The organism is Xylophilus sp. GOD-11R, from assembly GCF_033546935.1.
Taxonomy (GTDB): Bacteria; Pseudomonadota; Gammaproteobacteria; order Burkholderiales; family Burkholderiaceae_C; genus Xylophilus.
Window position 1 is genome coordinate 557,281 of sequence record NZ_CP137854.1, and the last position, 13,257, is coordinate 570,537.

Here is a 13,257-nt window from a genome sequence, read left to right on the forward strand (position 1 = left end):
TCAGGGGCGGGTCGCCGGCTTGGACCTGACACCGGCGGCGAGCGCCAGTTCGTCGGCGGTCTTGGGGGCGCTGGCCCGTCGGCTGGAGGCCGTGCCGCGCTGCTCACCGTACCAGTCGGAGTTTTGCTGCGGTCCGTGGCCGTTGCCCTTGAAGCCCGAGCCGTTCTGCACCTGTCCGGCATCGCGGGCCAGGCCCTCTTGCTCGAACTTCCTCGGATTGGCGCGCGAAATATAAGCGCCGTGCGGGTTCTTCGAATCGTCTTTCTGCATGGGATGCTCCCGTGGCTGAAGGAAGGTGTCGATCAGAAATTGCGTTCCCGCGGCTCGTTGCTGCGCGAGAGTTGTTCACCCGGCTTGTCGACCTTGCCGCTGTCGCCGCCGGTTGCGTGCGTGGTGCCGCCGCGCCGGCTGTTGTGGCCGGTGCCGGAATAGATCTCGTCGTCGTCGAAATTCATCGCGACCTGGTCGCTGCCGGAGCCGCCGTCGACCCGGCCGCCGGGCCGCTGGCCGCTGTCGGACGGGCCGATGGCATCCGGTGCCGCGTCGGCCGTCGGTGGTACGGCGTCGGTCGGCTTGCCGGTGGCGGGAAAGGCGCGTTCTGGTTTTTCGTTCATGGCGAACTCCTGTCATGTCTCGAACAGGATCCACCTTCGTGAGGGCGGCGCCATCACGGTGTCGGACAAAACCGGTGATGGGCGCCGAATGGGCTTACAGAAGGACTGCTGCCTTCAGCAGCGCCGCCTTGTAGCGCAAGTCGGCTCCCGGCTATCGCCGGGACTGGGCTTACAGCCCAGCTGCTGCCTTCAGCAGCGCCGCCTTGTAGCGCAAGTCGGCTCCCGGCTATCGCCGGGACTGGGCTTACAGCCCAGCTGCTGCTTTCAGCAGCGCCGCCTTGTCCGTCTTTTCCCAGGTGAACTCGGGTTCCTCGCGGCCGAAATGGCCGTAGGCGGCGGTCTTCTGGTAGATCGGGCGCAGCAGGTCCAGCATCTGGATGATGCCCTTGGGACGTAGGTCGAAATGCGCCTCCACCAGCTTGGCGATGTCCGCGTCCGGGATCACGCCGGTGCCTTCGGTGTAGACCGTGATGTTCATCGGCTTGGCCACACCGATCGCGTAGGCGACCTGAATCTGGCACTGGCGCGCCAGGCCCGCGGCGACGATGTTCTTGGCCACGTAGCGGGCGGCATAGGCGGCCGAGCGGTCGACCTTGCTCGGATCCTTGCCGCTGAAGGCACCACCCCCGTGCGGGCAGGCGCCGCCGTAGGTGTCGACGATGATCTTGCGACCGGTCAGGCCGCAGTCGCCCTGCGGGCCGCCGATGACGAAACGGCCGGTCGGGTTGATCAGGTACTTGGTGCCCTGCAGCCACTCCTTGGGCAGCACCGGCTTGATGATCTCCTCGATCACCGCCTCGACGAAGCTCGCCTTCATCTTTTTGGGCGTCTCGCTCTGGTCCGGGCTGTGCTGGGTGGACAGCACCACGGTGTCGATGCTGTGCGGCTTGCCGTCCACGTAGCGCATCGTGACCTGGCTTTTGGCGTCGGGTCGCAGGAAGGGCAGGCGGCCGTCCTTGCGCAACTGGGCCTGGCGCTCGACCAGGCGGTGCGCGTAGTAGATGGGCGCGGGCATCAGCTCGGGCGTCTCGTCGCAGGCGTAGCCGAACATCAGGCCCTGGTCGCCGGCGCCGGTGTTGAGGTGGTCGTCGGACGCATGGTCCACGCCCTGGGCGATGTCGTTGGACTGCTTGTCGTAGGCCACCATCACGGCGCAGCCCTTGTAGTCGATGCCGTAGTCGGTGTTGTCGTAGCCGATGCGCTTGATGGTGTCGCGCGCGACCTGGATGTAGTCGACGTGCGCGTTGGTGGTGATCTCGCCCGCCAGCACGACCAGTCCGGTGTTGGTCAGCGTCTCGGCCGCGACGCGGCTCAGGGGGTCTTGTTCGAAGATCGCATCGAGGATGGCGTCAGAAATCTGGTCGGCCACCTTGTCGGGATGGCCTTCGGAGACGGATTCGGACGTGAAGAGAAAGTCGTTCGCCATTTGATTGAATAAACTCCAGGGTTTCGAGGTTTCTGGGGCGTTGCCCGAGACTCCGTGGAGTTGTGGCGAACGCTTTAGCAGTTGGGTTTAACGTCGCCCTGCAAGTTGCTCAGATTAACTCGGCGACAGCGGCATTCTAGCCATCACGCCCGCCGACACGTTTCGTGCGGTCTTCCTCGTTTCCCCGGGCGTCGCCCGTTTTTCCGCATTCGATCGATCCCATCTTGTGACGAGGCTTCTTTCCCACGCGCCGCTCTGGCTGCTCCATGCCTCGGGTGCGTTTCTCGGCTGGATGGCGTTCTGCCTGTCGGCGACCTACCGCCGCCGCTTCGTCGCGAACGCGGCGCTGGCAGGTTATGGCTTCGCGCAGGTGGCGGGCGCGGTCGCCCATGCCGGGCGCATGGTGGCCGAGCTGCCGCGCCTGTGGTGGGGGCCGGCGCCGCGCTGGGTCTGGGACGACGATGGCTGCATCGCCGACGCCTACGCTGCCGGGCGCGGCATTCTCTTTCTCACGCCGCACCTGGGCGGCTTCGAGCTCTCGCCCCAGGCGCTGGCAGCCGACTACGGCGCCGCGCACGGCCCGATGACCGTGCTCTATCGGCCGGCCCGCCAGGCCTGGCTCGCCCGGCGCATGTCGACCGCCCGGACGCGTCCCCACCTGAGGGCCGTGCCCACCACACTGGCCGGCGTGCGCGAGCTGCTGCGCGCCCTGCGTCGCGGCGAAGCGGTGGGCCTGCTGCCCGACCAGGTGCCGCCCGAGGGCATGGGCGCGTGGGTGCCTTTCTTCGGCGAGCCGGCCTACACCATGACCCTGGCGGCGCGCCTGGCCCAGCAGTCGGGCGCGACGGTGCTGCTGGCCTGGACCGAGCGCCTGTCGTGGGGGCGCGGTTTCGCGGTACACGTGCGAGCCCGATCCGAGCCGCTGCCTGCCGATCTCGTGCAGGCGACGGCCGCACTCAACCTGGATGTGGAATCGATGATCCGGCGCCGCCCCGACCAGTACCTGTGGGGCTACGCCCGCTACAAGCGGCCGAGGGCCGTGTCGTGATGAGCCGCATCGCCATCCTGCTGATGCGCTGCAGTGCGGTGCTGCCCCTGCGTGCAGTGCGGGCGCTGGGCTGGCTGCTGGGCATGCTGCTGTATGCGCTGGTCCGTTCGCGGCGGCATGTGGTCGACACCAATCTGCGGCTTTGCTTTGCGCACCTGAGCGACGACGAACGCCGTCGCATGGCGCTGCGCACCTTCGTGGCCTTCGGCCAGTCGTGGATGGACCGGGGCTGGCTCTGGCATGCAGCGCCGGCGGTGGTCGAGCGGCGTCTGGTCTTGACCGGCGCGATCGACGAGCTGGCGGGCGACGCGCCCACCATTCTTTTCGCGCCGCACTTCTACGGCCTGGATGCGGCGGCGACGGCGATCGCGATCCGCGTTCCGCGTCGCTACACCTCCATCTACGCGCAGCAGGCCGACACGGCGGTCGACGACTGGATCAAGGCCGGCCGACTGCGCTTCGGCGACTGCCGCGTGTTCTCGCGCACCACCGGGCTCAAGGAAATCGTGGCGTCGCTGCGGGCCGGCGACGTGTTCTACCTGCTGCCGGACATGGACTTCGGCCCGGACGATTCGGTGTTCGTGCCGTTCTTCGGTATCCAGGCCGCCACGCTGCCGTCGGTGGCGCGGTTCGCGCGGCTGGGTCGGGCCAAGGTGGTCACCGTGCTGTCGCGCATCACGCCGCAGGGCTACACCGTGGAGCTGCTGCCGGCCTGGCAGGGCTTTCCCGGCGAAGATCCGGTGGCCGACACCGCCCTGATGAACCGTAGGCTGGAGGGGTTCATCGAGGCGATGCCCGAGCAGTACTACTGGGTGCACAAGCGGTTCAAGACGCGGCCGCCGGGCGAACCATCGGTTTATTGAGTTTCGGGGTTCGGCGGGGCCATGGTGATCGCCAGGCGCTTCATCCGCAGCATGCGCACCATCACGGCATGGCGGACCTGCAGCAGGTGTGAACGTCGCACGTCGCGGCCATGATCGCCTTGCTGCCAGGCTGATCCGCGCTGCTGCGGCGCCACGTTGAAGAAGTGGACCCGGCACACAAGCCCTTGAAGACTCGGCCGCGGTGGTGGATTCGCCTGGCCGGCCAGGGTTGCGATGACGGCCTGAATCCGGACCGGCTTCATCTGGAGACTCGAGCGCCCCTTGGCGTCCGCCGTGGGGTGTCCATCCCACCGAACCTCGCGAGTCTCCAGCATGTTCCATCCCGGCCTGAGTTCTTTCCCTGCTCCATCCCACCTGCCCGTGCGACACGGGCTTTCGCGGCACCCACGTACGCCAGCAGGCGACCCGGCGGCGCTTCGTCAGGGGTCTTCCTCCCGATATTCACACGATCCTCACGTGGCGGGTCTGCACGGCTTGCCGACCCCGGCCTTCGTGCCCGGGATGTTCGGGGCTCCCGCCGCATTCGGGGCCGGTCCGTATGCCGCCGCGGGCATGCAGGGGCCCGATTTCAGTCAACTGAAACTGGGTCCGGCCATGCACGGCACGGCGCACCAGCAGATCTACCCGGTACTGGGCGACGATGGCAGGCTCAGCCATCTTCTGACAGTGGACAACCGACGCAGTACCCGCCGCCCCCATTCCCAGCGAGGCGCCCCGGCGACGCGACATCCCGACGCGCCAACCGTGCAGCACGGCACCTACCAGGGACGCTACGCTTCCTTCTGGGGCATCACCGACAACCTCCGGGCGATCTACCACGGTTTAGGGTCAGTGGCGATCATCGCCCTCGGGATCGCCGCTTCGCTGGTGGGCGAGTAACGCAGGCGGGCTGCGCTCTCGCAACCTGGCTCAGGTCCGGTCGCCGTCTGCGACCGGCCTAGCGGCCGGCTGGCCCGCCGGCTCTTCTGCGTGGCGGGCGTGCTCCGGTGCGCCCGCCTGCCAACGCCGGTCGGCGCGACGCTCGGGAAGCCAGGGCGTGATGGTGTCGATATAGCGTGTCAACTCGGGAACTTTTCGCGCGCCCAGCTCGAAGTGGGTTCCCCGGTCCAGCAGGCCTCGGCCGTGCAGGGTCCGGATGATGGCGCAGGCGATCGGGGGCACCAGCGATTTGGAGCCGGCTCCCGTCGAGTAGCGTGGACGGGTGGCGCGCCTGCGCAGGTCGAGCACATTGCGTTTGCCGTCGTAGCCAAGGTGGGGATAGAGCATGTGCAGGTCGACGGCCATCTGCAGGAGCTGGGGATGTGCCTCGGGCGGCCGTACGCACAGCATGATCTGGAGTGTCTTCATGTCCGGCTTGTTGCCCCGGCTCTGCAGCAGCTGGAACAGGCGATCGGCGTCGGCATCCCGTCGCGCGCGGCAGCAGGCCTCGAGTGCCTTGTTGAAATTGAAGGTGGTGATAACCAGACCGCAGGGGGCCAGCTTATCCACCATGAAGTAGAAAAGTTTCAAGGCGAGTGCGGGCTGACTCAGACATGCCCTCTGGGCCTGTTCGAATTGCTGATCGGTGGGCAGGCTGCCTGCGGCGTTGCCTTGTTTCAGCATGCGGGAGATCACTTCGATGGCTTTTTCGCCCCAACCGTGGCGTGCACAGCGCGCCAGCAGCGCGCCGTCGCTTTGCGGCGCGGCGCAAGTGTCGGCGTCGAGCACGGCATCGACCGACGGCGCTTCCAATGCCGCGACTTCCTGGGGCCATTCAGTCTCTACAGGGGCGTAGGTGAAATCAGCCAGGGACCGAAAAGGCGCTGCTTTAGGGGCGGGTGAAGTGGATGCGAAGCTCACCCACTGCGGCTCGGGCAATGGCAGTCTGGCGGCCGCTTCCCAAAAATCGACACGAGGCGGCAACCAGAGTCGGTTGAAACGATGGCGCATGCCGTCGTCGGCGGAGGAGGTGGTGCTGTCGGGCGGCAGCGTCGAGGGGTGTGAGATGGGAGGCAACGACATCCCGCCAGCGTAGGGTCGGTGCTGCTGGCTGGCAGACGCGTTCGGATCGGAAGTTCCGATCCACGAAGCAGGCGCTGCAGACTTCGCGCGGCGAGCGAGCCCTTCGGCGAACCCGCCAGGCAAGTCAGGCCGAAGGTTCGCCGCTTCGGTCCTGTCCGAGGTCTTCCTCCAAGCCGGCGTCGACTCCTTCCTCCACCTGCCGCGCGGCGGCCCGCTCGACGAAAGCCGGCGTGGCTTCATCCACCCACTGGCGCAGGCGCAGCGCGGTTTCGTCCACGCCCTTGCGCTTGAGCGCGGAGAAGAGCTGCGCGTCGCCGCCGCCGGCATTGAGCTTGGCGATCTGCAGGGCCTTGTCGGCCTCCACGCGGGTGAGTTTGTCGGCCTTGGTGAGCAGCAGCAGGAACTTCAGGCCTTCTTCGACGCGTGGGCGGATCAGGTCGAGCAGCAGTTCGTCGAGTTCGGTCAGGCCCAGGCGCGGATCGCAGAGCAGCACCACGCCGGTGAGGTTTTCACGGGCGACGAGGTACTGGCCCATCACGCGCTGCCAGCGGATCTTGTCCTGCTGCGGAACGGCTGCGTAGCCGTAGCCGGGCAGGTCGGCCAGCACCGCGTCGGTCTGGCCCTGGCGGCCGAGCGAGAACAGGTTGATGTGCTGGGTGCGGCCGGGCTTTTTCGAGGCGAAGGCCAGTTGCTTCTGCTGCGCCAGGGTGTTGATGCAGGTCGATTTGCCGGCGTTGGAGCGGCCGACGAAGGCGATCTCGGGCAGGTCGAGGCGCGGCAGGTGGTGCAGCTGGGCGGCGGTCGTGAGGAATCGCGCGGTATGCATCCAGCCCATGGCGGCCTTGGCGGCGGGGTCGGCTGGGCTGGAGCCGGCGTGGCGCGCGGTCGGTCGTGGTGTGGTCATGTCGGGGAGGATGCGGGCGGGAGGTAGCAAGGGCGCGAAAGGCCGCGATGTCGGGGCGGCAGGCGTGCCGTCCCAGGGAAAACCGGGCTTGCGGCAGGGGGTGCCATTGTAGAATCATGCGGTTTTGCGCTGATAAGAAGAGACCCTCGATATGAAGTTGTCCGTCTTGCTGCAAGCCGCGATGGGAGCCTGTGCGCTGCTGATTTCCGTTTCGCCGGCTTTCGCGGCAGAGGGTGCTCCGGCAGCCGCGCCGGTCGCAGCGCAGAAGGCCGCCAAGCCCGACCTGGCCAAGGGCGAAGCCAGCTACACGGCAGTCTGTGCGGCCTGCCATGGCGCCGACGGCAACTCGGCCGTGCCGGCCCAGCCCAAGCTGGCCTCCCAGCATCCCGAATACCTGGTCAAGCAGTTGCGCGAGTTCAAGGCGGGCACGCGCAAGAACCCCATCATGCAGGGCTTCGCGGCCGCGCTGTCCGAAGACGACATGCGCAATATCTCCTGGTGGCTGGTGAGCAAGGCGCCCAAGAACGGCTTCGCCAAGGACAAGGAACTCGTCGCCGTCGGCGAAAAGATCTACCGCGGCGGCATCGCCGAGCGCCAGGTGCCGGCCTGCGCCAGCTGCCACAGCCCCAACGGCGCCGGCCTGCCGGCCCAGTACCCGCGCCTGGGTGGCCAGCATGCCGACTACACCGCGTCCCAGCTGACGGCCTTCCGCGACGGTGTGCGTGCCAACAACGCGGTGATGGCCGGCGTGTCGGCCCGCCTCAACGACCGCGAGATCAAGGCCCTGGGCGACTACATCGCCGGCCTGCGCTGATTTTTCGCGGCCGGCGCAATTCCGCAGCGCCGCACTGAACCAATCGACCTGCGGCACACTCTGCCATGAGGGCGGCACATTCCTGACGGAGTGGCCGCCCCTTGTTTCGCCTGCTCCTTTTTTCGTCTTCGTCCTGCCGTCCCCATGTCCGTCTCCACCCACGGCATCCGCGTTCGTTCCGGCTCCTCGTTCTTGCGGGCCGCTATCGAACTGATGTCGTCGATGCGATTCGCGATCTCGCTGCTCAGCGTCATCTGCATCGCCTCCATCATCGGCACCGTGCTGCAACAGCAGCAGCCCTACGGCAACTACGTCAACCAGTTCGGCCCGTTCTGGGCCGAGGTCTTCGACACCGCTTCGCTCTACCGCGTCTACAGCGCCTGGTGGTTCCTGTTGATCCTGGCGTTTTTGGTCACCAGCACCTCGTTGTGCATCTGGCGCAGCGTGCCCAAGATCGTGGCCGACCTGCGGGCCTACAAGGAAAACCTGCGGGTGCAGAGCCTGCGCGCCTTCGGCCAGCGGGCCGAGGCCGGCCTGGACGATGCGCCGGAAGACGCCGCCCGGCGCCTGGGCGGCGCGCTCGTGGGTGCCGGCTGGAAGGTGAAGCTGCAGGAGCGCTCCGGCGACGGCTGGATGCTCGCGGCCAAGGCGGGCGCGGCCAACAAGCTCGGCTACATCGCGGCGCACGGCGCCATCGTGCTGATCTGCATCGGCGGCCTGCTCGACGGCGACCTGGTGGTGCGCGCCCAGATGCTGCTGCACGGCAAGTCGGCCTATCGGGGTGGCGGCATGATCGCCGACGTGGCGCCGCAGCACCGCCTGTCGCCCTCCAATCCGACCTTTCGCGGCAATCTGATGGTGCCCGAGGGATCGCAGTCGGGCAGCGCCATCCTCAACCAGGCCGACGGCATCCTGGTGCAGGACCTCCCGTTTTCCATCGAGCTCAAGAAGTTCGTGGTGGAACACTATTCCACCGGCATGCCCAAGCTGTTCGCGAGCGACATCGTGATCCACGACCGCATCACCGGCGAGGCGCACAGCGCGCGGGTGGAGGTGAACCACCCGGTGAGCTGGCGCGGCGTGGACATCTACCAGTCGAGCTTCGACGACGGTGGCTCCAAGGTGAAGCTCAAGGCCTTACCGATGCACGGCACGGCGGCGGCCTTCGATGTGGAAGGCACGATCGGCAGCAGCACGGCGCTCGACCAGCGGGCCGGCGGCCCCTACACCCTGGAATACGGCGCGCTGCGCACCATCAACGTCGAGAACTTCGGCAAGGGCGGCGACGGCGCGGTCGACGTGCGCAAGGTGGATCTGCGCCACGAGCTCGAATCGCGCATCGGCGCGCCCAACCGGCCCAACGCCGACCGGTCGCTGCGCAATGTCGGCCCGAGCATCACCTACCGGCTGCGCGACGCGGCCGGCCAGGCGCTGGAGTTCCAGAACTACATGCTGCCGGTCGAGCTGGGCGACGGCGTGCCGGTGTTCCTGTTCGGCATGCGGTCCGACGCGGCCGACGCCTTCCGCTACCTGCGGCTGCCCGCCGACGAGAACGGCAGCGTCGACGGCTTCATGCGCCTGCACGCGGCACTGGCCGATCCCGGTCGACGCGAGGCGGCGGTGCGGCGCTACGCGCAGGCCTCGGTCGACGGCTCGCGGCCCGAATTGGTGCAGCAGCTGCAGGCGTCGGCATCGCGCGCGCTGGCGCTCTTTGCCGGCAATCCGCAGGCGCCGGCCGGAACGCCGGAACACAACGGCGGGCTGCAGGCGATCTCGGCTTTCATGGAGGCCAACGTGCCCGAAGGCGAGCGCGCCCGGGCCGGTGAGGTGCTGGTGCGCATCCTCAACGGCGCGTTGTTCGAACTGCTGCAGCAGACCCGCCGCGACGCCGGCTTGGCGCCGCTGGACGCGGGCGACGCCACCGCGCGCGCTTTCATGACGCAATCGGTGCTGTCGCTCGGCGACATGGCCGTCTACCCGGTGCCGCTGGCTTTTCGACTGGACGATTTCGAGCAGGTGCAGGCCAGCGTGTTCCAGGTGGCGCGCGCCCCGGGCAGAATCGTGGTGTACACCGGTTGCGTGTTCCTGATCGTGGGGGTGTTCTCGATGCTCTTCGTCCGTGAGCGCCGACTGTGGATCTGGCTGGCACCCGACGCGTCCGGCGGATCGCAGGCGACGATGGCCCTGTCCTCCAATCGCAAGACGCTCGATGGCGAGCGCGAATTCGAACGTCTGCGCGAGCGCCTGCTCGGCGCGGCGCTCTGACGGCATCGCCGCCGAGCCGTCCCCATGAACCACCGGAGTTCAGCATGAATACCACCACCGCTTCCCCCGCCGGCACGCCGCGCACCCTGACGCTGCAATCGGGCTTTTTCGCCCGGCGCAGCCTCTTCGACTGGGTGTTCGCGCTCGCCGTCGCCGCCGGCGGGCTGTTCACCCTGCACCGCTACGGCGCCTTCATGGACGTCTACGAGAAAGGGATCATGCTCGGCGCAATACCCTTCTTCGCCTGGCTGGGCTGGTTCTGGCGCCCGCTGCGCAAGCTGATGCTGGCGGTGGCGGTGCTGTCGCTGCTGGCGCTGGCTTCCTACCAGGACGGCGGGCAGGGCCAGCTGGAGCGCGCCGACAGCGTGTTCTGGCTCAAGTACTTCCTGTCGAGCCAGTCGGCGATTCTGTGGATGAGCGTGCTCTTCTGCATGAGCACCGTCTTCTATTGGATCGGCACGCTCTCGCGCGGCGAGGGCGTGGCCATGTCGCGCGTGGGCACCCGGCTGGCCTGGGTGGCGGTGACCATGGCGCTCACCGGCACCATGGTGCGCTGGTACGAGAGCTATCTGATCGGCGCGGACATCGGCCACATTCCGGTGAGCAACCTCTACGAAGTCTTCGTGCTGTTCTGCTGGCTCACCACCACCTTCTATCTCTACTACGAGGACCACTACCAGACCCGGGCGCTCGGCGGCTTCGTGATGCTGGTGGTGAGCGGCGCGGTCGGCTTCCTGCTCTGGTACACGGTGGCGCGCGAGGCGCAGGAGATCCAGCCGCTGGTGCCGGCGCTCAAGAGCTGGTGGATGAAGCTGCACGTGCCGGCCAATTTCATCGGCTACGGCACCTTTGCGCTGTCGGCCATGGTGGCCTTCGCCTACCTCATCAAGCAGCAGGCGGGCGAGACCCGGCTGCTGAAGCTCGCGCCGCTGTGGCTGCTGGGCATCGTGCTGTGCTTCGAACCCATCGTCTTCCGCAAGACGGCGGGCAACAACGGCAGCGCTTACTGGATGGTGTATTTCGGCGTGTCGGCGCTGATCGTCGCGGCCATCGTGTTCGGCCGGCGCCGCATCGCCGCCAAGCTGCCGCCGCTCACCGTGCTCGACGACATGATGTACAAGGCGATCGCCGTCGGCTTTGCCTTTTTCACCATCGCCACCGTGCTCGGCGCCCTGTGGGCCGCCGAAGCCTGGGGTGGCTACTGGAGCTGGGATCCGAAGGAAACCTGGGCGCTGATCGTCTGGCTGAACTACGCCGCCTGGCTGCACATGCGGCTGATGAAGGGCCTGCGCGGCACGGTGTCGGCCTGGTGGGCACTCTGCGGGCTGGCCGTGACCACCTTCGCCTTCTTGGGAGTGAACATGTTTCTGTCGGGCCTGCACAGCTACGGAACGCTCTGACCGGCGTCTGTGCGCAGCGCACGGCGAACTTTCTGAAACCGGCAGGGCCGCCATCGCGTAACCCAATGAGCTCCTGGCACGAACTACTGTTCGCTGCCATCCATCGAAAGGTTTTCCATGCCGACCCGTTCCCGCGATTCAGGATTTGACCATCCCTACTCGAGCGAGATCACGCCGCGCGCCGTCTACGAGGACCGCCGCCGCCTGATGAAGCAACTGGCCGGTGGCGCGGCCGGTTCGGTGCTTGCGACCTGGGCGGGCCGGCAAGCGATCGCCGCCACCGAGAAGCCGGGCAAGCTGGCGGCGCTGGCCAGCGTGCCGTCCAAGGTCGATGGCGCACAGGCCATGGACAAGCCGACCGACTACAAGGACGCCAGCACCTACAACAACTACTACGAGTTCGGCACCGACAAGGCCGATCCGGCGCAGAACGCCCACACGCTGAAGACGCGGCCGTGGAGCGTGGCGGTCGAAGGGCTGGTGAAGAAACCCGGCCGCTTCGACATCGAAGACCTGCTCAAGCTCAGCCCGCAGGAAGAGCGCATCTATCGCCTGCGCTGCGTCGAAGGCTGGTCGATGGTGATTCCCTGGGTCGGTTATTCGCTGGCCGAACTCATCAAGCGGGTGGAGCCGCTGGGCAACGCCAAGTACGTGGAGTTCCTGACGCTGGCCGATCCCAAGACCATGCCCTTCGTCGGCTCGCGCGTGCTCGACTGGCCCTACGCCGAAGGCCTGCGCATGGACGAGGCGATGCATCCGCTGACCATGCTCACCTTCGGCATGTACGGCGAGGTGCTACCCAACCAGAACGGCGCGCCGGTGCGGCTGGTGGTGCCGTGGAAATATGGCTTCAAGAGTGCCAAGTCCATCGTCAAGATCCGCTTCGTGGAGCAGCAGCCCGGCACTGCCTGGAACAAGGCGGCGTCGAACGAATACGGCTTCTATTCCAACGTGAACCCCAACGTGGACCACCCGCGCTGGAGCCAGGCCACCGAGCGCCGCATCGGCGACGGCGGCGGCCTGTTCGCCAAGCGCCGCAAGACCGAGATGTTCAACGGCTACGAGGCGCAGGTCGGCAAGCTCTACGCCGGCATGGACCTCAAGAAGAACTACTGAGCACGACACGGCCGACAGGCGCGAGCACGATGAACAAGATCCTCCTGCATCCGGCGACCAAGCCGCTGATCTTCCTGCTGTGCCTCGGGCCGTTCGCCTGGCTGGCGTATGGCGCGCTGGCCGATGCGCTCGGCGCCAATCCGGCCGAAGCCTTGGTGCGCAGCACCGGCGACTGGACGCTGCGGTTCCTGTGCATCGTGCTGGCGGTGACGCCGCTGCGGGTGATGTCCGGCTGGAACGGCCTGGCGCGCCTGCGCCGCATGCTGGGGCTGTACGTCTACTTCTACGTCGTGCTGCACCTGCTGTGCTACGCCTGGTTCGACATGGGCTTCGACATCGGCGAGGTGTTGCGCGACATCGCCAAGCGGCCCTTCATCCTGGTGGGTTTCGCGGCTTTCGTGCTGCTGACGCCGCTGGCCGCCACGTCGTTCAACCGCGCGATCAAGGCGCTGGGCGCCCGGCGCTGGCAGGCGCTGCACAAGCTGGTCTATCTGATCGCCGGTCTTGGCCTGCTGCATTTCTTCTGGATGCGCGCGGGCAAGAACAATTTCGCCGAGGTCTTTGTCTATGCGGCCATCATCGCGGTGCTGCTGCTGTGGCGTGTCTGGTATGCCTTCGCGGGCAAGAAGCGCAAGCAGGCCCAGGCGGCGCGGGCGCCGGCACGCCGGCCCGCCGCCTGAATCAGCGCGACTGATTCAGCAACGCATCAGGCCGGCCACGGCCGCGCGAGCGTCGTGGACCTGGGCATGGGGGCCGCCAGAAATCGGCGCGGGTCATCTGGCTCC

The 13,257-nt window shown here is 67.3% G+C and carries 14 protein-coding genes; 8 read left to right on the forward strand and 6 right to left on the reverse strand.

The features are described from left to right. The 3 genes from R9X41_RS02555 to metK all read right to left on the reverse strand — a co-directional run bounded on the left by R9X41_RS02555 (position 1) and on the right by metK (position 2,040). The gene (locus tag R9X41_RS02555) at positions 1–270 is read right to left on the reverse strand and encodes a hypothetical protein (RefSeq protein ID WP_318633339.1); all 270 of its coding nucleotides are present in this window, start codon (positions 268–270) and stop codon (positions 1–3) included. A gap of 32 nt (positions 271–302) precedes the next feature. Then, on the reverse strand, positions 303–614 hold the full coding sequence (locus R9X41_RS02560; RefSeq protein ID WP_318633340.1) for a hypothetical protein: 312 nt from the start codon (positions 612–614) through the stop codon (positions 303–305). Between the two features lie 244 nt (positions 615–858). After that, positions 859–2,040: a methionine adenosyltransferase gene (metK, locus tag R9X41_RS02565; protein WP_318633341.1), complete on the reverse strand. Its 1,182-nt coding sequence runs from the start codon at positions 2,038–2,040 to the stop codon at positions 859–861. A 226-nt stretch (positions 2,041–2,266) separates the two neighbouring features. Here metK and R9X41_RS02570 point away from each other — a divergent pair, with 226 nt between their 5' ends. Further along, positions 2,267–3,088: a lysophospholipid acyltransferase family protein gene (locus tag R9X41_RS02570; protein WP_318633342.1), complete on the forward strand. Its 822-nt coding sequence runs from the start codon at positions 2,267–2,269 to the stop codon at positions 3,086–3,088. Then, positions 3,088–3,951 carry a lysophospholipid acyltransferase family protein gene (locus R9X41_RS02575; protein ID WP_318633343.1) on the forward strand — a complete coding sequence of 288 codons (864 nt, stop codon included), beginning with the start codon at positions 3,088–3,090 and terminating at the stop codon, positions 3,949–3,951. Before R9X41_RS02570 ends, R9X41_RS02575 begins: the two co-directional genes overlap by 1 nt. Here R9X41_RS02575 and R9X41_RS02580 read toward each other — a convergent pair. Continuing rightward, positions 3,945–4,214, reverse strand: coding sequence for a hypothetical protein (locus R9X41_RS02580; protein WP_318633344.1), 270 nt, complete (start codon positions 4,212–4,214; stop codon positions 3,945–3,947). The genes R9X41_RS02575 and R9X41_RS02580 overlap by 7 nt on opposite strands. 214 nt (positions 4,215–4,428) lie before the next feature. On the opposite strand from R9X41_RS02580, the gene R9X41_RS02585 reads away from it, so the two are divergent. Next, the gene (locus tag R9X41_RS02585; protein ID WP_318633345.1) at positions 4,429–4,851 is read left to right on the forward strand and encodes a hypothetical protein; all 423 of its coding nucleotides are present in this window, start codon (positions 4,429–4,431) and stop codon (positions 4,849–4,851) included. A 30-nt stretch (positions 4,852–4,881) separates the two neighbouring features. On the opposite strand, the gene R9X41_RS02590 is transcribed toward R9X41_RS02585, so the two are convergent. Next, a complete protein-coding gene (locus R9X41_RS02590; RefSeq protein ID WP_318633346.1) occupies positions 4,882–5,973 on the reverse strand; it encodes a hypothetical protein in 1,092 nt (363 codons plus the stop codon). A 124-nt stretch (positions 5,974–6,097) separates the two neighbouring features. Beyond that, positions 6,098–6,877 carry a ribosome biogenesis GTP-binding protein YihA/YsxC gene (gene yihA, locus R9X41_RS02595; protein ID WP_318633347.1) on the reverse strand — a complete coding sequence of 260 codons (780 nt, stop codon included), beginning with the start codon at positions 6,875–6,877 and terminating at the stop codon, positions 6,098–6,100. A 151-nt stretch (positions 6,878–7,028) separates the two neighbouring features. On the opposite strand from yihA, the gene R9X41_RS02600 reads away from it, so the two are divergent. The 5 genes from R9X41_RS02600 (at position 7,029) to R9X41_RS02620 (ending at position 13,152) form a co-directional block, all read left to right on the forward strand. After that, positions 7,029–7,691 carry a c-type cytochrome gene (locus tag R9X41_RS02600; protein ID WP_318633348.1) on the forward strand — a complete coding sequence of 221 codons (663 nt, stop codon included), beginning with the start codon at positions 7,029–7,031 and terminating at the stop codon, positions 7,689–7,691. A 144-nt stretch (positions 7,692–7,835) separates the two neighbouring features. Next, positions 7,836–9,956, forward strand: coding sequence for a cytochrome c biogenesis protein ResB (locus R9X41_RS02605; RefSeq protein WP_318633349.1), 2,121 nt, complete (start codon positions 7,836–7,838; stop codon positions 9,954–9,956). 44 nt (positions 9,957–10,000) lie between these two features. Beyond that, complete coding sequence (ccsB, locus tag R9X41_RS02610; protein WP_318633350.1) at positions 10,001–11,356, forward strand: c-type cytochrome biogenesis protein CcsB; 1,356 nt, start codon at positions 10,001–10,003, stop codon at positions 11,354–11,356. Between the two features lie 117 nt (positions 11,357–11,473). Beyond that, entirely contained in the window at positions 11,474–12,472 is a 999-nt protein-coding gene (gene msrP / locus R9X41_RS02615; protein WP_318633351.1) for a protein-methionine-sulfoxide reductase catalytic subunit MsrP, read from the forward strand. A 29-nt stretch (positions 12,473–12,501) separates the two neighbouring features. After that, the gene (locus R9X41_RS02620; protein ID WP_318633352.1) at positions 12,502–13,152 is read left to right on the forward strand and encodes a protein-methionine-sulfoxide reductase heme-binding subunit MsrQ; all 651 of its coding nucleotides are present in this window, start codon (positions 12,502–12,504) and stop codon (positions 13,150–13,152) included. Positions 13,153–13,257 lie beyond the last annotated feature (105 nt).